Origin of the sequence: Kiloniella sp. (assembly GCF_965205715.1) — a bacterium.
Classification (GTDB): Bacteria; Pseudomonadota; Alphaproteobacteria; order Kiloniellales; family Kiloniellaceae; genus Kiloniella.
The window spans coordinates 114,873-141,255 of the sequence record NZ_CBDBHW010000002.1 but is presented as its reverse complement, the minus strand read 5'-3'; the positions used below and the strand labels follow the sequence as shown (position 1 = coordinate 141,255).

Genomic DNA, 26,383 nt, shown 5'->3' with positions numbered 1-26,383 from the left:
TCCGACATTCCGGAGAACAAAATATGCCAATAGAAATCCTTATGCCTGCGCTATCCCCGACGATGACCGAAGGGAAGTTGGCGCAATGGCTGAAAAACGAAGGCGACAGCGTATCCTCAGGCGATATTCTGGCCGAAATTGAAACCGACAAAGCCACAATGGAAGTTGAAGCCGTTGATGAAGGTATTCTCGGAAAAATTCTTATTGCGGGCGATACTGATAACGTTGCAGTAAACACACCAATTGCGATCTTGCTCGAAGATGGGGAAACAGACGCTGATCTTAACAGTGTTTCTTCTGCAACTCCTGTTGCAGCTCCTGCTGCCGAAGTTGCGGTTGAGAGCTCTGCCCCTGCACCAGTTACTGTTTCCGGCCCAGAGGTTGAGTTTGTAGCTCCAGAGAACGAGTGGACCGGATCAGTAACCAAGACCACTGTACGCGAAGCTCTGCGTGATGCGATGGCTGAAGAAATGCGTCGTAACAAAAAAGTATTCCTGATGGGCGAGGAAGTTGCCCAGTATCAGGGTGCTTATAAAATCAGCCAGGGGCTCCTGGATGAATTCGGTGCAAAGCGTGTTATTGATACGCCGATTACAGAGCACGGGTTTGCTGGTTTGGGTGTTGGTGCTGCATTTTATGGTCTGAACCCAATTGTCGAGTTCATGACGTTTAACTTTGCGATGCAGGCGATTGATCACATTATCAATTCAGCTGCAAAAACCCGCTATATGTCCGGTGGTCAAGTAAGCAGCCCGATCGTTTTCCGTGGTCCTAACGGTGTTGCCTCTCGTGTGGGAGCTCAGCACTCGCAGTGTTATGCAAGTTGGTATGCGCACTGCCCAGGACTGAAGGTGGTTTCCCCTTATTCCGCTGCTGATGCAAAAGGACTTTTGAAGTCTGCTATTCGTGATCCAAACCCTGTTATCTTCCTCGAAAACGAGTTGATGTACGGCACGAGTTTTGATGTTCCAGATACAGATGATTGGACTGTTCCAATCGGCAAGGCAAAAGTTGTTCGTCCTGGTACTGACGTGACCATCGTTACTTTCTCTTTGATGGTTGGTAAGGCCCTGGATGCTGCTGAAGAGCTTGCAAAAGAAGGTATATCTGCTGAAGTTATCGATCTGCGGACGATCCGCCCGCTCGATACCGAAACGATCCTTGCTTCTGTACGCAAGACCAATCGCTTGGTTACTGTAGAGGAAGGATGGGCCTTCTCTGGTATCGGTTCTGAAATTTCAGCCATCGTAATGGAGCAAGCTTTTGATTACTTGGATGCTCCGGTTAAACGCGTCGCTGGTGTGGATGTCCCGCTTCCTTATGCCGCTAACCTTGAGCAACTAGCGTTGCCTCAGAGTTCTCACATCATTACTTCAGCTAAAGAAGTCTGCTACCGCTCATAAGCGGGGCAGGGGAGATATACGATGCCAATCAATATTCTTATGCCCGCCCTGTCCCCTACCATGACAGAAGGCACGCTGGCCCGCTGGCTGGTTAATGAAGGTGATACAGTTACTTCAGGTGATATTCTTGCTGAAATCGAGACTGATAAAGCAACGATGGAAGTTGAAGCAATTGACGAAGGTACGGTTGCCAAGATCCTTATTCCTGGAGGAACAGAGGGGGTAGCCGTAAACCAAACAATTGCGATTCTACTAGAAGAAGATGAAGATGCCAGTGCTATTGATGCAGTGGAAACAGCTGCTCCAGCTCCTGTAGCGGCTCAACCGTCACAAGAAGTTGTTGCAACACCAGCAGCAGTACCGCTGGCTGCGCCAGCTCCTGCAGCTCCTGCAGCTCCTGTGGCTGCGTCAGGGGCACGGGTTTTCGCAAGCCCACTCGCACGACGTATGGCGTCTCAGGAAAATCTCGATCTTGCTGCTCTTCAGGGAACGGGCCCCCATGGGCGTATTGTCAAAGCTGACATTGAAGCTGCACTTGTTCAGGGGGTAGCTAAAGCCACACCTTCAGCTGCATCTACGCCAGTTTCTGCTGCACAAGCAGCAGCTCCGGTAGCATCTGGCCCTAATGCACGTGAACTCGCTGATCTGCTCGGAATGGAATACGAGCTGGAACCGTTGACTTCAATGCGTCGCGTTATTGCAAATCGCCTGACGGAATCAAAGCAAACAGTTCCTCATTTCTATCTTTCTGTTGATTGTGAGATGGATAAACTGCTTGCATTCCGTAAGGAGTTGAATGCGAGCGGTGATGTGAAAATTTCCGTAAATGATTTTGTAATTCGCGCAACAGCTCTTGCTTTGAAAAAAGTTCCTGCTGCCAACGCATCTTATAGCGAAGAAGGTATTCTGAGTTATAAAAACGCTGATATTTCTGTCGCTGTGGCAACTCCATCTGGATTGATAACTCCGATTATCAAAGCAGCTGAAGGTAAGGGGCTTGGTGTGATCTCTTCTGAAATGAAAGATCTTGCTGGCCGTGCCCGCGATGGCAAGTTGAAGCCTGAAGAATATCAAGGCGGAACCTTCTCTATATCCAACCTGGGTATGTTTGGTATCAAGGATTTCTCTGCGATCATCAATCCTCCACAAGGATGTATTCTCGCGGTTGGTGCTGGTGAACAGCGCCCTGTTGTTAAGGATGGCGCCTTGGCTATCGCAACAGTGATGACTTGTACACTTTCGGTTGATCACAGGGTTGTTGATGGTGCGGTTGGTGCTGAATATATGGCAGCGTTCAAAAGCCTGATCCAAGAACCTCTTTCTATGCTTTTGTAAGGGATGAAACTATGAGTGATACAAACTTTGACGTTATCATCCTTGGTGGTGGCCCAGGGGGCTACGTAACTGCTATTCGTTCTGCTCAACTGGGTTTGAAAACGGCTGTGGTTGAGCGCGATCACCTTGGTGGGATCTGCCTGAACTGGGGCTGTATTCCAACAAAGGCATTGCTAAGATCTGCTGAAATCTATCGCAATATGAAGCACGCCGAAGATTACGGTTTGTCTGCCAAAGGCGTTGATTTTGATCTGCAGAAGATCGTTGAGCGCTCCAAAGGGGTTTCCAAGCAACTCAATGGCGGCGTTGGTCATCTTCTCAAAAAGAATAAAGTCACCGTTTTTGACGGTGCGGGAGCGCTAACTGGTCCTGGCAAATTGTCTGTTGAAAGTAAGGATAAGAAAAAGACTGCCCTTACTGCCAAGAACATTATTGTTGCTACGGGTGCTCGAGCCCGTACTCTTCCGGGCCTTGAGCCCGATGGAAAACTTGTCTGGACCTACCGTGAAGCTTTGCGTCCGGATATCATGCCCAAGTCCATATTGGTTGTTGGATCCGGTGCAATTGGGATTGAGTTTGCAGATTTCTACAGCACATTTGGTGCAGAAGTGACTGTTGTCGAAGTCTTTGACAAAATTCTGCCTGTTGAGGATGACGAAATTTCAAAGCTTGCTCAAAAACAGTTAAGCAAGCATGGAATGAAATTCCGTACTGGCACGATGGTTACCAAGCTTGATAAGGCGAGTAGTCAGGTGACGGCAACACTGGAAAAGAACGGTAAGACGGAACAGATAACCGTAGATCGCGTGATTTCTGCTGTTGGAGTTGTTGGCAACATTGAAAACATCGGCCTTGAAGCTGTTGGTATCAAGACCGATCGTGGCTGCATTGTAACGGACGAATTCTCTCGCACGAATGTGCCCGGCATCTTTGCCATTGGGGATGTCGCTGGTCCTCCGATGCTGGCTCACAAGGCCGAACATGAAGGTGTTGTCTGTATCGAAAAAATTGCGGGATTATCTGCGCACCCTATTGATAAAAGTAAAATCCCGGGCTGCACATATTGTCATCCCCAGATTGCTTCTGTTGGCATGAATGAGCAGACGGCGAAAAAAGAAGGTCGTGAAGTCAAAATAGGACGGTTTCCGTTTGCCGGTAACGGTAAGGCTATTGCCTTGGGTGAAGCAGAAGGCTTGATTAAAACCATCTTTGATGCGAAAACGGGTGAATTATTGGGCGCGCATATGGTCGGAGCAGAGGTAACTGAGCTTATACAAGGCTTTGTTGTTGCCATGGGACTGGAAACCACGGAAGAAGAGTTGATGCATACTGTCTTCCCGCACCCAACATTATCAGAAATGATGCATGAGTCTGTGTTAGATGCTTATGATCGTGCAATCCACTTCTAGAAGAAGATCTAGATAAAGGCATTGTGTCGCATCTGAAAGCTTGAGATTTTGTTGTAATGCCATATGTATTACAGCGTGATGCCGGAAGGTAGTGTTATCTTCCGGTTTGTAACCTCGTGTAAAACCTGTTTGTAGTAAGATATGGTTCACGATAGGTCGGAGTGAGTTGATGACAGAAACAGTTGTTTCAGAACACACATCCCAGCTCGAGGGGAAAGATCGCGCCGAGCGCATTATTTCTTCTAAGGATGACCGCGCGAAGATGCGGCACCCTGAAAAGGCCAAACGTCCCGACTCTCCCATCCAGAGAAAACCATCCTGGATCAGAGTAAAGGCCCCTGTATCCAAAGGATATCAGGAAACTCGCAAATTAATGCGTGATAATAACCTGACCACCGTTTGTGAAGAGGCGGCCTGTCCAAATATTGGCGAGTGTTGGTCTAAAAAACATGCGACGATGATGATTATGGGCGGGATCTGTACCCGCGCCTGTTCATTTTGTAATATTGCGACAGGAAAGCCACAGGCTCTAAGCCCATTTGAGCCTTATAGTGTTGCAGCAGCGGTTTCTAAGCTTCAATTACGCCATGTGGTTATTACTTCTGTTGATCGCGACGATCTGGATGATGGTGGTGCGGATCACTTCTCCAAAGTTATCGCAGCGACGAGAAAAGAAGCGCCTGAGACAACAATTGAAATTTTAACACCTGATTTTAGACATAAAGATGGTGCGCTAGAAGTTGTCGTGAAGGCTAAGCCTGACGTCTTCAATCATAACCTTGAAACGGTTCCCCGTCTTTATATAACTGTTCGCCCTGGCGCACGGTATTATCACAGTCTGAAGATCTTAGACCGTGCCAAAGAAATGGATCCGACGCTTTTTACAAAGTCGGGCCTTATGGTGGGTTTGGGTGAGACAAAAGAAGAAGTACTACAGGTAATGGACGATATGCGTGCTGCGGATGTGGATTTTCTGACCATTGGTCAATATCTGCAACCAACACCCAAACATCATCCCGTAGATCGTTTTGTTACGCCTGAAGAGTTCGAGTTTTATGAAAAGATGGCCTATAATAAAGGCTTCTTACATGTTGCATCCTCTCCTCTAACCCGGTCTTCCTATCATGCAGATGAGGATTTTCAGGAATTGAGGAAAGCAAGAGAGCAGAAGCTTTCTGCCTCCTGATTGCGGAACAATAAAATGCCTGTCCACGCAGAAAAAAAAGTTTTGAATTTTCGACCAGAGCAGGTCTTTGAGATGGTTGCCGATGTAGAGCGCTATCCTGATTTCCTGCCCTGGTGCGTGGGGGCAAGAATTAAACGACGCCAAGATACCCGAATCTTTGCCGATCTGATTATTGGTTTTAAGATGGTCAGGGAGAAGTTCACTAGTCGTGTGGATTTGCATCATGAGCAACTTAGAATTGACGTTGCCTACGTGGATGGGCCTTTTAAATACCTAACTAATACCTGGATATTTGAAGAGCATCCCGATGGATGCCTAGTCGATTTTCATGTGGATTTCGAGTTTAAATCCCGAATGTTGCAAATCTTGATGGAACCCTTTTTCCATGAAGCTGTTCGGCGGATGGTTCATGCTTTTGAAACCAGAGCAGCTGTCCTTTATGAGCCTTACACTGGGCAAGGTACTGCTACAGCGTAATCATCGTTTTATTTTCAAGCTATATAATTGGTTATACTTGTCAGCTCTCCGACGTTATGAGGGGTGCCTAGTCTTCTCAGCTTCTACAATCTGGTGTGTATAATTTAGGCGCCAGGGATAGAGGCGCCTTGGGAGAGGGCAAAGAAGAGCGTAGAGGTCATAAACATATTAAAAGTCGCGTGTAGTATTATTGCAGGCCAGAGTGACTTGCTGCGGTAGGTGATGAAGGCAAAAGCGAGGCCTGCGACAGAGAGGGCAGGGATAAGCATTGGTACGCCGTGTACAGATCCGAAAAAGACTGAACTTGTTATAATCGCGATCAATCTTCCAAACCTTTGATCGAGCCAACCTAACAATACGCCTCTGAAAGTTAGTTCTTCTGCGACGGGGGCAATGATGCCTGTTGCTAGAATAATAAAAATAAACGAAGGCCAACTAAAACCTTCGGGAGTGATCGTCTGTAGTTGTGGGTTTACGAACTTATCGTCAATAAGTTGCATCATGGAAAAGTTAACAAAGCCCACGACAATCACTAGTGGCAACGTTAGCAATATCGCACTGTAACACCAGCGTGTTGTCGTGGGTTTTAGACCAGCATCTTTCCATGTAAGTCCATGTTTTCTCAATACAAAATGATGCACGATTTTGAGTAGTATGAGATTTTGGAACAAGACCAGGCAAGTGATTGCGAAAGAAGGTGTTATTTGTTCCGATTGGTGAACGATAAAGTCGGTGATGAAGGGGATGGAAACTCTGATTACGACAATAAAGACGATAAAAGTTAATAAAAGGTCTGTAAAAGGGACGTGACCAAGTGACTTTTTGCCTTGAGGAGGGAGAGCTTCATATTTGGGAACGGGATTGTTCATGTAATGCGAGATTTTAAAGACGTTAGGGCTGCAAGGACTGTTTGTTGACGGATTGAGTCCCGACCACCTTCAAAGAAATACTTTTGATAGAGAGTACGATCTTCAACCAGTGAAGTACCAATGTATACTGTTCCAACGGGTTTATCTGCTGTGCCGCCACCTGGGCCTGCGATACCTGTAACAGAAACGGCAAGTTCTGCATCCGAGTTATTCATAGCACCTTCACACATGGCGCTTGCTACTGGAGCGCTAACTGCGCCATGCATTGAAAGAAGCTCAAGGCGAACATTTAGCATCTCGCACTTGGATTCGTTGGAGTAAGTGATAAAGCCCCTGTCAATGACATCAGATGATCCTTCGATGTTTGTAAGGGAAGCTATGATCAATCCTCCTGTGCAGGATTCAGCAGTAGTAATCCTTAAGCCTTGGGTCCGACAGAGATCAAGGATTTCAGTCGCTAAACTATCAATTTCATTCCCGATATTCATTTGGCTCTCCTAGAAGAACTTAAACATTTCTCCATCATAAGGTATAAATAGTTGAAAAAGGTAAAAGATAATCAAAGCATACAATCCGGCAACCATATCGTCAGACATAATTCCCAATCCACCTTTGACATTTTTGTCCAGCCAGTTGGCTGGGAACACTTTTACGATATCAAAAAATCGGAAAAGTAAAAAGCTGATGAGATAAAGAACAGGGTCTAGGGGGACGATAGCTAAAGCAAGCCACTGTCCTGCAACTTCATCAATGACGACAGAGCCCGGATCTTCTTTGCCAAGGGCTTTTGAGTATTTGTCGCTTGCCCATATACCTATGCCATAGGCTAACAGCGATGCAACAACCAAGCCCACCCAACCGAACTGGGCAGAAATTATCCAGGCAAAGGGAAGGGCAGCAAGAGAGCCCCATGTTCCCGGGGCAAATTTAATTAGACCTGATCCGAACCAAGTTGAAATTAGTGTTGCGGGGTGAAGGAACTTTAAAGGTGAAGTGCTCATCAATTCAGTCTTTGTAATTTCGTTGGATTGGAATAATTAGTCTTCTGCAGGAATTTGTATGGTAGCAACAGCTTGTGCCGCTATCCCTTCTTCTCTGCCTGTAAAACCTAATCTTTCGGATGTGGTGGCTTTTATGCTGACGCGTGAAGGAGAGATGTCAAGTATTTCAGCCATCCTGGCAACCATGTTTTCTCTATGAGGTCCAATTTTGGGCTTCTCGCAAACAAGGGTTACATCGACATGGATAATTTTTCCGCCACGTGTCGTTACCCGATTTTTTGCAAATTCTAAAAACTGATCAGACATCGCTCCCTTCCATTGAGGGTCGCTTGGTGGAAAATGAGTGCCGATGTCTCCTTCACAAATAGCTCCCAGGATGGCGTCAGTTAAAGCGTGGAGGCCGACGTCTGCATCAGAGTGTCCTTTGAGTTTACGTGTATGGGGAACATCCACGCCGCACAGAGTAACGTGATCTCCATCTTCAAAACAGTGTACGTCATAACCTAGCCCAGTTCTGCTTTCCATTGTCTTCCTGTTTGTTGATGGCGAGGAAATCATTTTTTCTGCCAATTTTAAGTCTTCGTTCGTTGTTATTTTTAGATTGTTACGATCTGATGTAACGAGCGACACGCTATGGCCGCAAGCCTCAGCTACAGCAGCGTCATCTGTATAGTCATTGCCCTTAGAAGTGCTGATATGTGCATCCAAAATCATTTTATAGGGAAATGCTTGTGGTGTCTGGGCATGCCATAAGCCTGCTCTCTCAACATTTTTTTCTATCGTGTTGTTTGCAGTGTATTTCAGGCTATCGACGACTGGTGTGGCTGCGATTGCCGCATCGCCATTGTTTGCAGACTTGATCAGTTGGGTAATGACTTCATTGGTGACAAAGGGTCTCGCTGCGTCGTGAATTAGCACACAGTCTGGGGCATCGCTTTTTAAAGCGAGCAATCCGTTCCTGACAGAATCTTGTCTCGTGTCCCCACCATGTTGAAGGCGTACTTTGTTTTTGAATTCGGTACAATACATACCAAAAAGCTGTTCGTCATCTGGGTGTATTACGACGATAATGCCATCAACTGAGGGGTGGCTAGAAAACTTTCTAAGTGTATGTGTCAGGATACTGTGTTTACCTAGGAGTAGGTACTGCTTTGGGACTTCTGACCCAAGGCGGCTTCCTCTGCCTGCAGCAACGATTACAGCCCAGGTACCCGGCATAAGCATTTCTCCTGAATTCTCGATTCTTGCCTTGTCAGGCTAACATACAGTAATAACAACTAAGATATGTAACAAAGGCCAGTAAGATGTCTAGTAAGAAGGTGTTAAAATGACCATTTTCTGGGGTGTGATTGCCTTGGTCTCCATGGTGCCTGCAATTTTGATAAATTGGCTCGGCACAAACACTAGGGCTTCTTGGCTTGGAAGGGGGGCGTTGCTACTTGCCCTCGCGGGCCCAAGTTTTGTGACGATGATTCACTTTGGCTGCCAATGGGATAGCGGGGTAAGCATTTCTTTATGGGTGACTATTTCGTTTAGCCTTTTGTTATTTTTATGTTTTTCTCTTCTTGTAAAAGATTTCGAGAAATTGGCTTTATTACTTTTGCCATATTTATTCGTACTGGGGATATTTGCTCTTTTATGGGAGGGGCAATCTGGAAATCATAGCTTTAATACTGAGCCGGATTTGTGGCTGGTGCTACACATTATGGCATCTATTATAACTTATGCCTTGTGTACTTTGGCAGCGATTTCTGCCTTTGCCGTTCTTCTTCGAGAGCGTTCTCTTAAAGCAAAGAAAGTAGAAGGTCGTTTTATAGAGAAATTACCAGCAGTATATGTTGCTGACCGTTTTCAAGTTAGCCTGTTATCAATGGCGGAAATTCTGCTTGGGCTTGGTATTCTAACTGGGATAGCTCGACAATATTCTTCCTATGGAAGTTTTATTGAATTTGACCATAAAACCTTATTAGCCCTTATCGCCTTTGTGGTAATTGCCTTACTTCTTTTACTTCATAGTTTTATCGGCATTAGGGGAAAGAATGCCGTTCGCATTGTATTGGCAGTTTATTTGCTGATGACATTGTCTTACCCGGGGGTAAAATTTGTTTCGGATGTCTTGCTTGGCTCGTAGGTGCTCAATAAGTAATCTTTGATATATCTGATCATTTTTAGGTGTGATAAATCCTTCGCATTTTTGTACAAACGATGTATAAACCAGTCAGAATTTAATTTTGCCTATTTCTTAGGCGTTTGTGATTGGTGCCCAACTAATGAGCATATCCATAGGCCCGCTAAAGATAGATGATCCTGTCTTTTTGGCTCCGATGTCTGGCGTGACAGACATGCCCTATCGCCGTCTTGTAAAGCGTTATGGCGCTGGCTTGGTGATTTCAGAAATGATCGCAAGCAAGGCGATGCTTCAAGAGAGCAGGGAATCCCTCAAATTAAGTACTAATTGTGCGGAAGAATTTCCCATGGCAGTGCAGCTTGCAGGATGTGATCCTCAGATTATGGCTGAAGCGGCAAAAATGAACGTTGATCGTGGTGCCGCGATAATCGATATCAACTTTGGATGCCCTGTAAAAAAAATTGTATCCAAATATGCTGGCTCAGCTTTGATGAAAGACGAACTTCTTGCTGAGAAAATTATGGAGGAGACAGTTAAGGCTGTTGATGTGCCGGTTACAGTGAAAATGCGTCTCGGTTGGGATGATGAGCATAAAAACGCCCCGGAATTAGCCAAAAGAGCGGAAGATGTCGGTATTCAATTGGTAACAGTTCATGGACGCACTCGGAATCAAATGTATAAAGGTGAGGCTGACTGGAACGCAGTAAAGGGCGTGAAAGAAAGTGTTAAAATACCGGTTATTATTAACGGTGATATTTTGACCCCTGAAGATGCAAGTAAGGCGATGGAAATATCAGGGGCCGATGGGGTAATGATTGGGCGAGGGTGCTATGGAAAACCTTGGATCTTAAACGAGGTCATACAATATCTAAAAGACGGTACTAAGAAGGAAACTCCTCCACTTCAGGAAATTCACGACCTTATTTGTGAGCACTACGATGCCATGTTGACCCATTACGGGGCCAGAAAAGGGGTTGCGATTGCGAGAAAACACCTTGCATGGTATTGCAAAGGGTTACCTGATTCTGCAGCTTTTAGAGCTGAAGTTAACAAGGTTGTTGAACCCGAAACTGTTATCAAAATGATTGGTGAATACTTCCAGCCACATCTTGATAAGGTGGCATAGTATGACGCCCTTAAATCACGGATCGTCGACCACAATTCTCAATTCCCTAAATGATCCAGTGTTTGTCGTTGATGGCGGAAATAATATTTCCTTTGTGAATCAATCTGCTGAACAGTTTTTGCAAAGTAGCCAATCCGTATTGGTTGGAAGCAAATTAAATCTATATTTTCTGGATGGCTCGCCAATTTATCAATTGCTAGAACAAACGAGGAAAGAGCAGAGTTCAGTTGCGGAATACGGTTTACGTCTGGACAGTCCCCGCATTGGGAGCCACCTCGTTGCTGTCACCACTTCACCTGTTCAAGATAGCGCGGATCATTGCGTCGTTACTGTTCAACAGCAAAGTATTGCGCGGAAAATTGATCACCAACTCGTTCATCGCAATGCTGCCCGCTCTATAACGGCAATGGGCGCTATGCTTGCGCACGAAGTTAAAAATCCACTCTCTGGTATCAGGGGGGCGGCGCAGTTGCTTGAATTGAATGCAGATGACGATGATCGGCAGTTGACCCGGTTAATATGTGATGAAGCCGACCGTATTGTGAAATTGGTTGATCGTATTGAAATGTTTTCAGATACCCGGCCTCTCGAAAGAACTGCCGTTAATATCCATGAAGTTCTCTCGCATGTGCGACTTTTATCAAAGTCTGCCTTTGGTGAAAATGTTACCTTTATAGAAAAGTACGATCCTTCCTTGCCTGAGGTTTATGGCAATAGAGACCTTCTGGTGCAGGCTTTTTTAAATCTTGTGAAAAATGCGGCTGAAGCTATTGGCACTCAAGGTGGCGAGATAGTTTTAAAGACGAGTTATCAGCAAGGGGTCCGTATGCGATTGCTCGGGGGGAAGGATCGAATGGATCTGCCTATGCTTGTAACGATAGAAGACACCGGGCCGGGGATTCCTGAAGATTTACATGAACATCTTTTTGATCCTTTTGTTTCGACTAAGGCTGGTGGTAAGGGGCTTGGTTTGGCGCTGGTTTCCAAAGTCATAGAAGAACATGGTGGTGTCATAGAATTTACTAGCCAGCCACGTTTAACACGTTTTTCTGTCAGTCTACCTCTGGTACCTAAAGAATTGAGGGCTGATCTTCACACAGCAAATAATAATAAAAGTTTGGACGGCTAATGAATTCAGCAACGATTTTGATTGCAGATGATGATCAAGCCATAAGGACCGTTTTAACTCATGCGCTGGGACGGGAAGGTTACCGGGTTCAAGCTGCAAGTAGCGCCGCCTCACTTTGGCAATGGGTCGCCAAAGGAGAAGGTGATCTGGTAATTACCGACGTCGTCATGCCAGATGAAAATGGTCTGGATCTGATTCCAAGGATCAAGAAGATAAGACCCGATTTACGCATAATTGTTATGTCTGCGCAAAATACACTGCTCACAGCGGTAAAGGCGACAGAGCGGGGAGCTTTTGAATATCTTCCAAAGCCTTTTGATCTAAAGGAACTGTCCTTAACCGTACGTCGGGCGCTATCTGAACCTCAGGATTTACCTGAAGAAATACAAGAAGAGCAAAGTCAAGACGAACAGTTGCCCCTAATAGGACGCTCTGTAGCCATGCAGGAGATCTATCGTGTGATGGCGCGTTTAATGCCGACAGATCTGACGGTTATGGTGACGGGTGAGTCCGGAACGGGGAAAGAGCTGATTTCGCGTGCCTTACATGATTATGGGAAAAGGAAAGAGGGACCTTTTGTTGCCGTTAATATGGCTGCAATACCAAAGGAATTGATTGAGAGCGAACTTTTTGGCCACGAAAAAGGGGCTTTCACAGGGGCGACTTCACGTTATTCAGGCCGGTTTGAGCAGGCGGCAGGAGGAACACTTTTTCTCGATGAAATTGGTGACATGCCAGTTGAAGCGCAAACGAGATTGTTAAGGGTCTTGCAAGAGAGTGAATTTACAACAGTAGGTGGGCGTATTCCGATAAAAGCTGATGTTAGAATTATTACGGCAACGCACAGAGACCTCACTCAAATGGTTGAGCAGGGTAGTTTTAGGGAAGATCTGTATTATCGTCTGAGTGTGGTTCCGCTGCGACTTCCTCCTTTGAGAGAGCGATCTGAAGATATACCTGAACTGGTTTCCCATTTTTTGAGGATATGTGAAGCTGAGGGGTTGCCGAGCAAAATCATTGACCAGGGAGGGATGGCTTCTCTTCGAAATCATCATTGGTCGGGTAATATCCGCGAGCTGGAAAATATCGTTCGCCGGTTAACTGTGCTCTACAGTCAAGATGTTATTACCTGTGATATCGTCGAACATGAATTAAGTCTCGTGGCAAAGGCCAATAATGAAGACACTGAAACAGAGGGAAAAATCACACAACCTCCGTTTAACGAGTCATTGAGTGAAGCCGTAGAGCGTCATTTAAGTGAATATTTTGCGGCACATTTTCCAGAATTACCTTCGAGCGGACTTTACGATAGAATATTAAAAGAAATAGAGAAGCCTTTGATCGAGCTATCTTTAATGTCAACCAATGGCAATCAAATTCAAGCCTCGAAACTGCTAGGCCTAAATCGAAATACTTTAAGAAAAAAAATAAAAGAGCTCAATGTATCCATAATTAAGGGTGCTAAATAATGGCGAGTGAAACTCAGGTTCACAAAAATCCAGAAAGTCAAAATCAGAGCTCTACTGAAAATTCAACTGCAAACACTGTCGTCGAAAATAACAGTTTTTGGCTCCGTATCTTGGTATGGGCCAAGCGAGTTGGCTTAGAAAGAAAGTTGGCTATTTCGCTTTTACTTGCTGCGAGTGTAAGTGGGATAACAACTTTTTTAGCCCTATCGGGTGATTTGTCTCAAGTCATTAAACCTGGAAATTTACTTCTTTTACTTACAGCTGATTTCATCTTGTTGATGGCTCTAATCGCCATTGTTGTGCGTCGTCTTGTTCTCCTTTGGTTGGAGCGTAAAAGAGGTTTAGCAGGCGCTAAACTTCACTCCCGACTGGTTGGTTTGTTTAGTGTGGTTGCTGTCACCCCTACCATTATTGTTGCTGTTGTATCCGTTGGTTTTTTTGAATTTGGGTTAAAGGGGTGGTTTAATGAGCGTGTAAGTACGGCCGTTAAAGAATCTTATGCTGTTGCTGAAGCTTATCTTCATGAGCATCGGCAAGGTATTACCGCGGATGCTTTGGCTGTGTCATTTGACATCAGCCAGACATTGAACTCTCTGATTCAAGATGAGCCCCAGTTTGATGAATTCTTAACCGAACAGGCTAATCGTTTAAACCTCACTGAAATTGTCGTATTTGATCGTTCTGGACAAGTTCAGGGTAAAGCTGCGTTTAGCTTTTTGCTGAATTTTGCCCCGGAAATACCTGATTTTGCAATAAATAATGCGATTAATGGTGAAGTTGTTATTTTATCTCCCGAAAATAACGATCGCGTTCGAGCTCTTGTATATTTGGGAGGGTTTGATGGCTCGTTTCTAATAGTCGGACGTTTAGTTGATCCTAATATTCTTAAACACATTGAACGTGCTAAGGAAGCTGTATCCCTCTATACCGATCTCGAGGGGAAGCGCTCAGGCTTCGTTTTAACCTTTGCGATGATCTTTGCAATTGTTGCCTTGATGATACTTTTGGCATCTGTCTGGGTCGGTTTGACTTTCTCTAACAATTTAACTGGGCCTATTAGTAATTTAATTGCGGCAGCAGAAAAGGTTCGAGAGGGTAATTTGGATACCCGGGTGATATCAAATCAAACTGAAGATGAAATAGGAAGATTATCTAGAACTTTCAACCTTATGACGGGCGAACTTCAGAGGCAACAACAAGAGCTTTTGAGTACAAACTCTCAACTTGATGAGCGTACCCGATTTATTGAAGCGGTGTTGGGAGGGGTGTCTGCAGGGGTAATTGGTTTAAACCGTGAGGGGGAAATAACCCTTCCCAATCGCGCAGCTTCATCATTTTTTGTTGATCAGTTTGAAGACTTGCGTGGAAAACATATCTCAACAGTTATGCCAGAAGTATCAGAGTTTGTTGAAGAAGCTAGAGCCCGTCCTTTAAGGCCTGTAGAAAAACATATCCCTTATACTCAGCAAAATGGAATTCAGAGAACCTTATTGTTGAGAGCTGTTGCTGAACTCGGCGATGATTTCGAAATCATCGGATTTGTGATTACTTTTGATGATATTACGGAATTGGTTTCTGCGCAGAGGAAAGCTGCTTGGTCCGATGTTGCGCGACGTATTGCACATGAAATTAAAAATCCGCTGACACCTATTCAACTATCTGCTGAGCGATTAAAACGGAAATATTTAAAAGAGATCGATAGCGATAAAAAGACGTTTGAGCTGTGTATTGATACGATCATCCGTCATGTGACGGACATCGGAACAATGGTAAATGAATTTTCATCCTTTGCTCGTATGCCTGTTCCACGGATGAAAGACACAAACTTGAATAAACTGATTAGGGAGGCAATCTTTCTACAAGATACTTCTCACCCTGATATCAAGTTCGTTACAAATCTCCCAAACGAAGACGTTACTTTGTCTTGCGATCCCGAACAAATAAATCGTGTGTTGACCAATCTCCTCCTGAATGCTGCGGAATCAATCGAAGGAAAAATTGAGGAAAACCCTTCTCTTAAAGAGACCGAGGGGAATTCAGTGATTTGCCTTAACTTATCTACTTTCGATGAAGGGGTAACGATGGTAATCCAAGATACAGGTAAGGGATTGCCGGCGGGAGACCGAGAAAAATTGACTGAGCCATATGTAACAAACAGGGCGAAGGGTACCGGTTTGGGGCTCGCAATTGTAAAGAAAGTTATGGAAGATCACGGAGGATATCTTGTCCTCGAAGATAATATGGATCAAACTGGAAATATTATTGGTGCTCAAGCTAGTTTGGTTTTTCCCGAACAGGCTTCGTAATTGAGATTTTTGTTAACATATTGAATAAGTAGATTTTTTATGGCCCGTGACATACTTATTGTCGACGATGAAGCAGATATCAGAATGGCTCTAAGTGGTATATTAGAGGATGAGGGATTTTCTGTTAAAGAAGCAGCTAATAGCCAGGAAGCGCTCGCTGCAATCCATTCCCGTCGACCAAGCTTGGTCGTGCTGGATATATGGCTCAATAATTCAGAGCTGGATGGCATTGGTATTCTTGAAGCAATTAAGCATGACTATAACGACTTGCCAGTCATAATGATGTCAGGTCATGGAACTATTGAGACGGCTGTTAATGCGATCAAAATTGGTGCTTATGATTTTATCGAAAAGCCTTTTAAGTCTGACCGATTGCTTCTTATCCTTAATCGCGCGATTGAGATTTCTGAACTACGACGCGAGAATGAACGTTTAAAGGTGAGTGCAGCTGTCCAGTCTTCCCTGATTGGAAATTCTGCGCCTGTCCTTCTTCTTCAGCAGGCTCTTGATAAGGTTGCCCCAACAGGCAGCCGGGTTTTAATTACCGGACCTGCGGGAGCAGGGAAAGAAGTTGTCGCGCGGCAATTGCATCAACAATCAACGCGCTACAATGAAGCTTTTGTTGCACTTAATTGTGCAACGATGCACCCCGACCGTCTGGAAAGTGAGCTTTTTGGCACTGAAACAAAAGGGGATGACGGCGAAATATCCATTCGTATCGGAACCTTTGAGCAAGCTCATGGCGGTACTCTGCTTCTTGATGAAGTTGCAGACATGCCTTTGGAAACACAGGGGAAGATTGTACGTGTATTACAGGAACAATCTTTTAGTAGGGTCGGCGGGGATGTCGAGGTCGATGTTGATGTTAGGGTTATCGCTTCGACCAACAAGGATTTACAGGCGTTAATTTCTGCTGGTGAATTCAGAGAAGATTTATATTACAGGTTAAATGTTGTCCCTCTTGCTGTTCCTGCATTGGTAGAACGCAGAGAAGATATTCCTGCACTTATTGAATATTTCATGGAACTCTCTGCCCGGACGAATGGGATACCAGTGCGACCGCTGGCACAAGATGCCATAGTATCTCTCCAGGCTTATGAGTGGCCAGGGAACGTGCGTCAGCTTAGAAATGTCATTGATTGGCTTTTAATTATGGCTCCAGGCGATGGGGACAGTCCTATATCAGCAGATATGATGCCGCCTGATATTGGCTCGCTTTCTCCAAATGTTTCGTCCAATAATTCAGGGCAGGATGATTTGATGGCTTTGTCATTGAGGGAAGCGCGGGAATTGTTTGAAAAGCAGTATCTGGAAGCTCAAATTTTGCGCTTTGGAGGAAATATCTCGAAAACATCTAATTTTATTGGTATGGAACGATCCGCTCTTCACCGAAAGCTACGTACACTCGGTATATCTACTGAGCGCGCCTAAACAAAAGCAGGATATTAGGACCCGATTATGAAAGTTGTGATTTGTGGCGCAGGCCAAGTTGGGTTCAACATTGCCAAGTATCTGGCAAGCGAGAATGCTGATATTACTGTTATTGACCGCGATCCTGTTTTGGTTGGTAAAATTACAGATTCCCTTGATGTAAAAGGCGTAATTGGTTTTGCATCACACCCTGATGTTTTGGAAAAAGCCGGGGCCTCTGATGCTGATATGATCATTGCAGTGACGCACGCAGATGAAGTCAACATGGTTGCTTGCCAGATATGCCACTCGTTATTTGATGTTCCAACTAAGATTGCTCGCATTAGAGAACAGAGCTACCTTGATCCTATGTGGTCGGATCTATTTACCAGAGATCACATGCCCATCGACGTTATTATATCTCCGGAAATAGAAGTTGCAGATGCGATCGAGCGAAGACTGCAAATTCCAGGCGCGTTTGATGTCTATCCACTTGCGGACGGAAAAGTGAGCCTAATCGGAGTTCACTGTACCGAAGATACACCGATTATATATACGCCTTTGCGACAGCTTACTGAGCTGTTTCCAACTCTGAATGTTGTCGTTGTAGGGGTTTTTCGTCAGGGAAAGGGGTTTGTTCCAACACCCGATGATGAGTTGCGTCCCGGTGATGATGTGTATTTGGTTTTGGATCATGAACACCTTAACCGTACAATGGATGCTTTTGGGCATTCCGAATTAGAAGCGCGCAGAGTTGTTATCATTGGTGGTGGTAATATCGGCTTGTATCTTGCAAAAGCGATGGAAGAAAAACACCCTCAGGTGAAACTGAAACTGATAGAACTCGATAAAAAACGTGCAGAGTTTGTCGCACGATCGCTCAAGAAAACGGTTGTCATTCATGGTGATTCGCTCGATGCAGAAATCCTCAATGAGGTAAATATTTCCACAACGGAAACAATCGTTGCTGTGACCAACGATGATGAAGTCAACATTTTGACATCATTGCTTGCTAAAAGACATGGGTGTGAGCGAGCTGTTACTTTGATTAACACAACCTCATACACGCCTTTAATCAGCACGCTTGGAATTGATACTGTTGTAAATCCAAGATCTATCACGGTATCGAATATCCTTCAGCATGTACGTAGAGGCCGGATACGTTCTGTTCATACAATTGCTGATGGATTGGGAGAGGTTATTGAAGCCGAAGCCCTAGAGACATCTAGCTTGGTCGGTGTTCCGATCCGAGAAGCAAAACTCCCGGCTGGAGTTATCGTTGGTGCTATTGTCAGGGATGGAGAAGTGATTATTCCTCGTGGCGGTACAGTTGTTAGGGCGCATGATTTAGTTGTGATTTTCTCTGCCGCAGAAGCCGTGAAAAAAATAGAGAAACTGTTCGCCGTGAAATTAGAATTTTTCTAAAATAGACCCAAGCTAGTTTAATAAATAATATCGTTAATTCGAAAATTAATAAAAGTGTGTGATTTATGAGTTTGTCTTTCCCCAAAGCCGTAATTTTCGATTGGGATAACACTTTAATCGATAGCTGGATAACTATTCACCATGCGTTATCTGTGACCTTTAGGGAAATGGGAAAAACTCCCTGGACACTTGAGGAGGCCAAGGACCGGGTTCGTGCTTCTGCAAGAGATAGCTTTCCCGCGATCTTTGGAAGCGAGTCCGATATTGCCACAAAAATATTTTATGATACCTACGAGGCCAACCATCTCGATGTTTTGACACCATTACCTTACGCAAAAGAACTTCTTGATCATCTAAGAAATAAGGGTGCCTACCTTGCAATAGTAAGCAACAAGCAAGGATCACTTTTAAGAAAAGAGGCTGAACATCTTGGCTGGAGTGGTTATTTCACTCGGCTCATCGGTGCAAATGACGCTGCACAAGATAAGCCAAATCCAATGGTTGTGGATCTTGCTCTGAATGGTAGTGATCTTCAATCTGATCAGGATGTATGGTTTGTGGGTGATACGGATATTGATCTTCAATGTGCCCATAACGCTCAATGTTATCCCGTTCTTATTCGTCCAACACCTCCTACCGATGGTGAATTTACAAGCTGCAAGCCGGCGCAATATTTCACTTCGTGCAAAGATATAATGATTTCTTTGTCATAATGTTTTGAAGAGTTTTTTTCTTTGTTGGTAGATGAGGGGTTGTATTTCCCCAGCAGAATGATAAAGAATCTCCCTTGCTCGTTTTAAATCGGGCACAACCCCAAAAGCTAATAAATACCAACCAATAAAAACACGTATAAAAACAATAAGGGGATTAAACGCGATGGCCGCGGAAAAATCACAGAACGTACAGGACGTATTCCTGAATACGATTCGCAAAAATAAAGTCCCAGTAACGGTCTTTTTGGTAAACGGTGTCAAATTACAAGGCATTATTTCCTGGTTTGACAATTTCTCGGTGTTGTTACGTCGTGATGCGCATGCACAGCTTGTATACAAACACGCGATTTCTACAATTATGCCAGCTACACCTGTACAGCTCTTTGATCCAGGTAAAGACGATGAAGGTGGAGCAGCATCTTAAACCCACTAGGGTTTGGTTGAATATATATGGGTTCTCAACAAAATGACGGTGGCGTGGATCGGGATAAAAAGGTTCGCGCCATTGTACTTCATCCTGAACTAAAGAAGTTTTCGACTTCTTCTCGGAGTGCAGAAGCGCGCCTTGAAGAGGCCTATGGTCTTGCGCTCGCGATTGATTTGGATATCGTCTTACACGACGTTATCAAAGTTACTCGGCCAAAACCTTCTACACTCTTTGGTTCAGGGATCATCGATAAGTTTCATGAATATATCCACGATAATGAAATTGAAGTTGTTATCGTCGATACTGCTTTAACGCCTGTACAGCAGCGCAATCTGGAAAATGGTTGGGAAGCTAAGGTTATTGATCGTACAGGTCTTATTCTTGAAATTTTTGGTGAACGTGCACGCACTAAAGAGGGGAAATTACAGGTTGACCTTGCCCAACTAAGCTATCAGAGATCCCGACTGGTTCGGTCATGGACCCACCTTGAAAGGCAAAGAGGTGGTGCGGGCTTTATGGGCGGTCCGGGGGAACGTCAAATCGAAATCGATAGACGTCTTATCGATGAGCGGATCGTCCGCCTGAAGAGTGATCTCGAATTAGTCAAAAAGACCCGAGAGCTTCATCGATCTGCCCGACGTAAAGTGCCTTTCCCCATTGTATCGCTTGTGGGGTATACCAACGCCGGCAAATCGACACTCTTTAACCGTTTAACTCAGTCAGACGTGTTTGCTGAAAATCTTCTGTTCGCAACTTTGGATCCGACGATGCGACGGGTTAATCTCCCTTCCGGGCGAGAAATTATTTTATCTGACACTGTTGGGTTTATTTCTGAATTGCCCACAGATTTGATTGCTTCTTTCCGGGCGACCCTGGAGGAAGTCCGCGAGGCGAATGTTCTTGTGCATGTGCGCGATGTCTCTCATGAGGATACGGATGCCCAAAAAGAAGATGTTAAGTCTGTCCTGAAAGATTTAGAACTCGATCCCGATATCCAAGACAATATGATCGAGGTCTGGAATAAATCAGATCTCCTGTCCGACGAAGTTAAGTCTTCCCTGGATATTCAATCTAGCCATAATGAAACCACTCTCCTGTGTTCAGCAATAACCGGGGAAGGGTGTGATGATTTCCTGGCTATGGTTGAGGAATTACTGGATGCCCAAAATCTCGTCCATGAATTTGAGGTGCCGTACAGTGAGGGGGCTGCATTATCGTGGTTGCACGACCATGGAAATGTGATCGAACAAGAGCATCATGAGAACGGGGTATGGATCTCGCTTTCAATTTCTCAGGCCGATGCTGCCAAGTTTACGAGTAAATTTGGTATCCTTCCCGACGAAGATTAGCCCTCAAAATAGAGATATTTTTTTAGCCGTTGGTTGACATCACCCTACCTGCATTCTATATGGCTTTTAGCACTCGTTTGGTGGGAGTGCTAATAATGATAAAATCTCTCACCGAATGTGCCCGAATTTTTTTTAAATAAGCTTACTCTAACGGAGTTGATCTATGAGCTTTAAGCCTCTTCACGACCGGGTCGTAATCGAGCCACTAGACCAAGAAGAAAAAACTTCTGGCGGAATTATCATTCCCGATACTGCTAAAGAAAAACCAATGCAGGGCAAAGTTACTGCTGTTGGCAGTGGCGCTCGTGGTGATGACGGTAAAGTTGTTGCTCTTGATGTTAAAGAAGGCGACACCGTTCTTTATGGCAAGTGGTCCGGCACAGAAGTCAAGCTTGACGGCAAAACACTGCTGATCATGCGTGAGTCCGACATTATGGGCATCCTTAATTAAGATTGAGATCAGTAAAGCTGGTTTCACTAAACGGATACTCGAATTAAAGGAAATAAAAGATCATGTCTGCTAAAGATGTAAAATTTGGTACTGACGCTCGCGACAAAATGCTTCGCGGTGTTGATATCCTTGCTAACGCTGTAAAAGTTACTCTCGGTCCTAAAGGCCGTAACGTTGTTCTCGACAAATCTTTTGGTGCTCCACGCATCACTAAAGATGGTGTTTCTGTTGCTAAAGAAATCGAACTTGCTGACAAGTTTGAAAACATGGGCGCACAGATGGTTCGTGAAGTTGCTTCAAAAACCAACGATGTTGCTGGTGACGGAACAACAACTGCGACTGTTCTAACACAAGGTCTTGTTCGTGAAGGCGCAAAAGCTGTTGCCGCTGGCATGAACCCAATGGACGTTAAGCGCGGTATGGATCTTGCTGTTTCTACAGCTGTTGAGCACCTTAAAGGTGCTGCTAAACAGATCTCTACAACTGAAGAAGTTGCTCAGGTTGGTACAATCTCTGCTAACGGTGAAGCTGAAATCGGCAACATGATTGCTGAAGCAATGGAACGTGTTGGTAAAGAAGGCGTTATCACTGTTGAAGAAGCAAAATCTCTCGCAACTGAACTTGACGTTGTTGAAGGTATGCAGTTCGACCGTGGTTACCTTTCACCATACTTCGTAACGAACGCAGAGAAAATGGTTGCTGATCTTGAAGCACCATACATTCTTCTTCACGAAGCAAAACTAACTAACCTTCAGCCAATGCTTCCACTTCTCGAAGCTGCTGTTCAGTCCGGCCGTCCGCTACTGATCATTGCTGAAGACGTTGAAGGCGAAGCGCTTGCAACTCTCGTTGTGAACAAACTTCGTGGTGGTCTGAAAATCGCTGCTGTTAAAGCTCCTGGTTTCGGTGATCGTCGTAAAGCAATGCTTGAAGATATCGCTGTTCTAACTGGTGGTACTGTTGTTTCAGAAGATCTTGGTATCAAACTGGAAAACGTTACTCTGGACATGCTCGGTACTGCTAAGCGCGTTAACATCTCCAAAGAAGAAACTGTTGTTGTTGATGGTGCTGGTGATCGCGAACAGATCGAAGGTCGTTGTGCTCAGATCCGTGCCCAGGCTGAAGACACTTCTTCCGATTACGATCGTGAGAAATTGCAAGAGCGTCTAGCTAAACTTGCTGGTGGTGTTGCTGTTCTTCGTGTTGGTGGTTCCACTGAAATCGAAGTTAAGGAACGTAAAGATCGCGTTGAAGATGCCATGAACGCTACACGTGCTGCTGTTGAAGAAGGCATTGTTGCTGGTGGTGGTACTGCTCTTCTTGCTGCAGTTTCCTCTCTTGCTGATCTTAAAGGCGAAAACAACGATCAAGACGTTGGTATCAACGTTGTCCGTCGTGCTCTTGAAGCTCCGATCCGTCAGATCTCTGAAAATGCTGGCTTCGAAGGTTCTATCGTTGTTGGTAAGATCACTGACGAAAACAAAGCTGGTTTCGGTTTTGACGCTCAAACTGGTGTATACAAAGACCTGTTTGATGCTGGTATCATCGATCCGGTTAAAGTTGTTCGTACAGCTCTTCAAGATGCGGGCTCCGTTTCCGGCCTGATGATCACAACCGAAGCTATGGTTGCTGATCAGCCTGAAGACAAATCTGCAGCTCCTGCAATGCCTGACATGGGCGGTATGGGTGGCATGGGCTTCTAAGCCAGCCAAACACCGTTTTGCTAAAGAGAAGGGGAGCCAATTGGCTCCCCTTTTTCTGTATTCTCTTCTCGGTATTTTTCGGGATTTCAATCTTACGAGTTTTCATCGGGAATTTCCCGCGAACTTTATCTAACCTTGAGGGATGTGTTTTCCTGTACCATCTCCTTTTGAAACCCACTGACGGGAACGGTTTATCGTCATCTTTCTCTCTAATTCCTGAGCAAGGTCGAGATCGTATTGTGCGAGAAGACGATGAAAAAGAATGACGACATCAGCGGTTTCTTTGCCAATTTCCTCACGGTTGTTTGCCTCAATGGCTTCAGAAAGCTCTTTCATTTCTTGTAGAGCTCTCGTCACTAAATTCATGGGGTTTGATACGGGGCCAAAAGTATCTTCAGCCCATTGGCATATTGTTTGTTGTGTTTCCATTTTGTCGCTTTCGATTAGGTATTGCCGTCGGCTAGTGAAATCCCTTGAAGTCAAAAAATTATACTAATCTTAGTGCTATTTTCTTTCCTGGGATAAGAAGATAGAATTGAGCGTGAATACAAATTGAGTTTTGGAAAAGATATATGAGTGATCTAGAGAATTTTATCAATGCGTTACCTAAGGCTGAGCTCCACCTCCATTTAGAAGGCTCTCTTGAGCCTGAATTGATGATGGAGTTGGCAACAAAAAATAGTATTGAGCTGCCTTATAAAACCGTTGATGAAATTCGTACAGCTTATGATTTCTCAAACCTTCAGGATTTCCTTGATATATACTATCAAGGTATGAACGTACTTCAGAGTGAAGAAGATTTTTATGCTCTTACCATGGCGTATCTTGAGAAGGTAGCTCAAGAAGGCGTTGTTCATGTAGAGGTGTTCTATGACCCACAAGGGCATACAAGTCGTGGTGTGAGCTTCTCTGAAGTTACCAATGGTATATTACGCGCCTTAGATGATGGACAAGAAAGACTTGGTGTTTCTTCCGAACTGATAATGTCATTTTTACGCCATCTTAGTGAAGAAGAGGCATTTGCGACCTTGAACGAAGCTGAACCATGGTTTGATGGCCGTATTGTTGGCGTAGGCTTGGATTCCAGCGAGTTGGGACACCCGCCATCGAAGTTCTTAAGGGTTTTCAATGCCGCTAGAGAAATGGGATTGAAGTTGGTCGCGCATGCTGGTGAAGAGGGTCCTGCAGAATATGTTCGTGAAGCAATAGATCTTTTGCAAATTGATCGGTTAGATCATGGCAATCGAACAATCGAAGATGCTGAATTGACCAAACAAGTGGCCAATTTGGGTATCGCTTTGACGGTTTGCCCTCTTTCAAACCTTAAGCTTTGTGGCGTAAGTGACATGAAAGAGCACCCGTTGAAAGAGATGATGGCTGCAGGACTTAATGTGACCGTCAATTCCGATGATCCCGCCTACTTTGGTGGATATATGACAGCCAATTTTATATCCGTTGTTGAGGCTTTAAGTTTATCTAAAACAGAAATTGCTAAACTGTGCCACAACTCGATTGAGGGATCTTTTCTGACCGATGAAGAAAAAGCCCCTCATATAAATCGGATTGCAGATATTCTTGCTCAACATTAAGAAAGCAAGAATACGATATAATTATATTATTGATAGTATCGTTCATTGCGATATTGAAAGGGCGTATGTTTTCCAAACTTGATAAAGTCGAAGAGTTACTCAAAGTCGTTTCAGATTTAGAGATAGTCCCTCGTTTTAGAAACCTGCAGGAAGGTGACATCTCCCAGAAAATGGGAGGAGAGACTGTTACCGTTGCAGATATAAATACTGAGCATCGCCTATCAGGTTTGATCAAAGATATTTTTCCTGGGAGTGATGTCATTGGAGAAGAGAGGGTTGCTCTGGAGCCAGATCTATTAAACAAAATAAATCATGATCAGCTTACATGGGTAATTGATCCGATCGACGGTACCAATAACTTCGCGGGGGGCATCGAAACTTTTAAGTGCATGCTGGCTTTGATTTATAAAGGAGAAACTGTTGCTGGCTGGATTTATGATCCACTGACGACGTCTCTTCTTCAAGTGCGTACGGGTGAGGGGGCTTTTAAAGATGGTATTCGATTAAAGGTAACAACACCTTTTGGAATTGAGAGTTCTGATTGTATCGGGACTTTACACGGTTCAAAGGGGCTGGATACAGAGGTTGTCTCCTGGATTGAAAAGAATAGGTGCAAACTCAACGTCGTAAAGACGCTACGTTGTGCTGGTGCCGACTATGAAAGGCTTGCGACCTCTAAAACACAATTTTCCTTATATACAAGGTTGATGCCTTGGGATCATTTACCTGGTGTGTTAATTCATCGAGAAGCAGGTGGCTTTGGAGCCTGTCTTGATCAAAAAGAATATAACTTTGATTCCTTTGGGAAAAGTGGACTTCTTCTCGCTCCGAATAAAGATATATGGCATCAAATTCATAAGGCTCTATTTCCAAAACTTCTTATATTTTAACAAAAATTAAAACATCTATCCTTATTCTAAGGTTAGCTATTTTAGTTATTTCGGGGGATCCAAATTAGTTGGAAATGGCACAATAGCATTATCACAGGAAGGCAATAATCCTGAGGTTAGCATGTTGTGTAGCAAATGAGTGTCTCTTACATTTCATCAAAACGATATCTCCTGTTATGGGTTTTTCTAGGATGCTTGAGTTTTGCTGGTGTTGTCCGGGCAGAAACTATCCCCTTTTCGATATGTTATGAGGATATTGAAAATATCCCTTATTACTATGGCGAAGGGACGGAAATACCAGAAAACAAGCCTGGCCTTTATGTTGATATGATTAATCTTGTTTCGCAGAGATTAAAGCTGAATATTGTCATCCACCGGGCTCCGTGGGCGCGATGTCTTAAGCAACTAGAATTAAATCGTGTTGATGGAGTAGTCGCTGCTTCATTTAAGCCGGAACGAGCTAAGTATAGTCACTATCCAATGAGGTTGGGGGAGTTAGACGTAGAAAGAAGGATTGTTAATAAGTCCTATTGTAGAGCGTCAACCACTTTGTCCGGTTGCGTCAACCACCTTGGCCGCTTTTGATGC

Annotated in this window: 25 protein-coding genes; 20 read left to right on the top strand and 5 right to left on the bottom strand. The window is 44.5% G+C overall.

All coding sequences use genetic code 11. The features are described 5' to 3' along the window. Positions 1 to 23: 23 nt before the first annotated feature. The 5 genes from ACOGW3_RS02835 to ACOGW3_RS02815 all read left to right on the top strand — a co-directional run bounded on the left by ACOGW3_RS02835 (position 24) and on the right by ACOGW3_RS02815 (position 5,810). Positions 24 to 1,403, top strand: coding sequence for a pyruvate dehydrogenase complex E1 component subunit beta (locus tag ACOGW3_RS02835; protein ID WP_419901570.1), 1,380 nt, complete (start codon positions 24 to 26; stop codon positions 1,401 to 1,403). Positions 1,404 to 1,424: 21 nt separating this feature from the next. Further along, the gene (locus ACOGW3_RS02830; RefSeq protein ID WP_419901569.1) at positions 1,425 to 2,738 is read left to right on the top strand and encodes a pyruvate dehydrogenase complex dihydrolipoamide acetyltransferase; all 1,314 of its coding nucleotides are present in this window, start codon (positions 1,425 to 1,427) and stop codon (positions 2,736 to 2,738) included. An 11-nt stretch (positions 2,739 to 2,749) separates the two neighbouring features. Continuing rightward, positions 2,750 to 4,147, top strand: a complete 1,398-nt coding sequence (gene lpdA / locus ACOGW3_RS02825) for a dihydrolipoyl dehydrogenase (protein WP_419901568.1) — start codon at positions 2,750 to 2,752, stop codon at positions 4,145 to 4,147. Between the two features lie 169 nt (positions 4,148 to 4,316). Then, entirely contained in the window at positions 4,317 to 5,333 is a 1,017-nt protein-coding gene (gene lipA / locus ACOGW3_RS02820; protein WP_419901567.1) for a lipoyl synthase, read from the top strand. A gap of 15 nt (positions 5,334 to 5,348) precedes the next feature. Further along, positions 5,349 to 5,810: a type II toxin-antitoxin system RatA family toxin gene (locus ACOGW3_RS02815; RefSeq protein ID WP_419901566.1), complete on the top strand. Its 462-nt coding sequence runs from the start codon at positions 5,349 to 5,351 to the stop codon at positions 5,808 to 5,810. A gap of 104 nt (positions 5,811 to 5,914) precedes the next feature. Here the strand turns inward: ACOGW3_RS02815 and ACOGW3_RS02810 are convergent, their stop codons facing one another. From ACOGW3_RS02810 to ACOGW3_RS02795, 4 genes are read right to left on the bottom strand one after another with little or no spacing between them, the layout of a single operon-like run. Then, complete coding sequence (locus tag ACOGW3_RS02810) at positions 5,915 to 6,679, bottom strand: CPBP family intramembrane glutamic endopeptidase (RefSeq protein WP_419901565.1); 765 nt, start codon at positions 6,677 to 6,679, stop codon at positions 5,915 to 5,917. After that, a complete protein-coding gene (locus ACOGW3_RS02805; RefSeq protein ID WP_419901564.1) occupies positions 6,676 to 7,167 on the bottom strand; it encodes a CinA family protein in 492 nt (163 codons plus the stop codon). The genes ACOGW3_RS02810 and ACOGW3_RS02805 overlap by 4 nt, the downstream gene beginning before the upstream one ends. 9 nt (positions 7,168 to 7,176) lie before the next feature. Then, positions 7,177 to 7,680: a phosphatidylglycerophosphatase A gene (locus ACOGW3_RS02800; RefSeq protein WP_419901563.1), complete on the bottom strand. Its 504-nt coding sequence runs from the start codon at positions 7,678 to 7,680 to the stop codon at positions 7,177 to 7,179. 36 nt (positions 7,681 to 7,716) lie between these two features. Then, positions 7,717 to 8,898: a bifunctional 2-C-methyl-D-erythritol 4-phosphate cytidylyltransferase/2-C-methyl-D-erythritol 2,4-cyclodiphosphate synthase gene (locus ACOGW3_RS02795; RefSeq protein ID WP_419901562.1), complete on the bottom strand. Its 1,182-nt coding sequence runs from the start codon at positions 8,896 to 8,898 to the stop codon at positions 7,717 to 7,719. 109 nt (positions 8,899 to 9,007) lie between these two features. Here ACOGW3_RS02795 and ACOGW3_RS02790 point away from each other — a divergent pair, with 109 nt between their 5' ends. The 12 genes from ACOGW3_RS02790 to groL all read left to right on the top strand — a co-directional run bounded on the left by ACOGW3_RS02790 (position 9,008) and on the right by groL (position 23,316). After that, positions 9,008 to 9,811, top strand: coding sequence for a cytochrome C assembly family protein (locus ACOGW3_RS02790; protein WP_419901561.1), 804 nt, complete (start codon positions 9,008 to 9,010; stop codon positions 9,809 to 9,811). Between the two features lie 139 nt (positions 9,812 to 9,950). After that, entirely contained in the window at positions 9,951 to 10,934 is a 984-nt protein-coding gene (dusB, locus tag ACOGW3_RS02785; protein ID WP_419901762.1) for a tRNA dihydrouridine synthase DusB, read from the top strand. Position 10,935: 1 nt separating this feature from the next. Further along, positions 10,936 to 12,063, top strand: a complete 1,128-nt coding sequence (locus ACOGW3_RS02780) for a two-component system sensor histidine kinase NtrB (protein ID WP_419901560.1) — start codon at positions 10,936 to 10,938, stop codon at positions 12,061 to 12,063. Then, positions 12,063 to 13,532, top strand: a complete 1,470-nt coding sequence (ntrC, locus tag ACOGW3_RS02775; protein WP_419901559.1) for a nitrogen regulation protein NR(I) — start codon at positions 12,063 to 12,065, stop codon at positions 13,530 to 13,532. Before ACOGW3_RS02780 ends, ntrC begins: the two co-directional genes overlap by 1 nt. Further along, on the top strand, positions 13,532 to 15,838 hold the full coding sequence (locus ACOGW3_RS02770; protein WP_419901558.1) for an ATP-binding protein: 2,307 nt from the start codon (positions 13,532 to 13,534) through the stop codon (positions 15,836 to 15,838). The genes ntrC and ACOGW3_RS02770 overlap by 1 nt, the downstream gene beginning before the upstream one ends. A gap of 39 nt (positions 15,839 to 15,877) precedes the next feature. After that, the gene (locus tag ACOGW3_RS02765; protein ID WP_419901557.1) at positions 15,878 to 17,269 is read left to right on the top strand and encodes a sigma-54-dependent transcriptional regulator; all 1,392 of its coding nucleotides are present in this window, start codon (positions 15,878 to 15,880) and stop codon (positions 17,267 to 17,269) included. A gap of 27 nt (positions 17,270 to 17,296) precedes the next feature. Next, positions 17,297 to 18,673: a Trk system potassium transporter TrkA gene (gene trkA, locus ACOGW3_RS02760; protein ID WP_419901556.1), complete on the top strand. Its 1,377-nt coding sequence runs from the start codon at positions 17,297 to 17,299 to the stop codon at positions 18,671 to 18,673. A 65-nt stretch (positions 18,674 to 18,738) separates the two neighbouring features. Beyond that, complete coding sequence (locus ACOGW3_RS02755; protein WP_419901555.1) at positions 18,739 to 19,386, top strand: HAD family hydrolase; 648 nt, start codon at positions 18,739 to 18,741, stop codon at positions 19,384 to 19,386. Positions 19,387 to 19,549: 163 nt separating this feature from the next. Next, positions 19,550 to 19,810, top strand: a complete 261-nt coding sequence (hfq, locus tag ACOGW3_RS02750) for an RNA chaperone Hfq (protein WP_047763419.1) — start codon at positions 19,550 to 19,552, stop codon at positions 19,808 to 19,810. A gap of 26 nt (positions 19,811 to 19,836) precedes the next feature. Then, entirely contained in the window at positions 19,837 to 21,162 is a 1,326-nt protein-coding gene (hflX, locus tag ACOGW3_RS02745) for a GTPase HflX (protein WP_419901554.1), read from the top strand. A 163-nt stretch (positions 21,163 to 21,325) separates the two neighbouring features. Continuing rightward, positions 21,326 to 21,613, top strand: coding sequence for a co-chaperone GroES (groES, locus tag ACOGW3_RS02740; protein WP_419901553.1), 288 nt, complete (start codon positions 21,326 to 21,328; stop codon positions 21,611 to 21,613). Between the two features lie 62 nt (positions 21,614 to 21,675). Then, a complete protein-coding gene (gene groL, locus ACOGW3_RS02735) occupies positions 21,676 to 23,316 on the top strand; it encodes a chaperonin GroEL (RefSeq protein ID WP_419901552.1) in 1,641 nt (546 codons plus the stop codon). A gap of 129 nt (positions 23,317 to 23,445) precedes the next feature. On the opposite strand, the gene ACOGW3_RS02730 is transcribed toward groL, so the two are convergent. Then, positions 23,446 to 23,745 carry a MazG nucleotide pyrophosphohydrolase domain-containing protein gene (locus ACOGW3_RS02730; RefSeq protein ID WP_419901551.1) on the bottom strand — a complete coding sequence of 100 codons (300 nt, stop codon included), beginning with the start codon at positions 23,743 to 23,745 and terminating at the stop codon, positions 23,446 to 23,448. Between the two features lie 143 nt (positions 23,746 to 23,888). Here ACOGW3_RS02730 and ACOGW3_RS02725 point away from each other — a divergent pair, with 143 nt between their 5' ends. The 3 genes from ACOGW3_RS02725 (at position 23,889) to ACOGW3_RS02715 (ending at position 26,380) form a co-directional block, all read left to right on the top strand. Beyond that, positions 23,889 to 24,905 carry an adenosine deaminase gene (locus tag ACOGW3_RS02725; RefSeq protein ID WP_419901550.1) on the top strand — a complete coding sequence of 339 codons (1,017 nt, stop codon included), beginning with the start codon at positions 23,889 to 23,891 and terminating at the stop codon, positions 24,903 to 24,905. A 65-nt stretch (positions 24,906 to 24,970) separates the two neighbouring features. Further along, positions 24,971 to 25,795, top strand: a complete 825-nt coding sequence (locus ACOGW3_RS02720; protein ID WP_419901549.1) for an inositol monophosphatase family protein — start codon at positions 24,971 to 24,973, stop codon at positions 25,793 to 25,795. 135 nt (positions 25,796 to 25,930) lie between these two features. Further along, positions 25,931 to 26,380, top strand: a complete 450-nt coding sequence (locus ACOGW3_RS02715; RefSeq protein ID WP_419901548.1) for a transporter substrate-binding domain-containing protein — start codon at positions 25,931 to 25,933, stop codon at positions 26,378 to 26,380. Positions 26,381 to 26,383 lie beyond the last annotated feature (3 nt).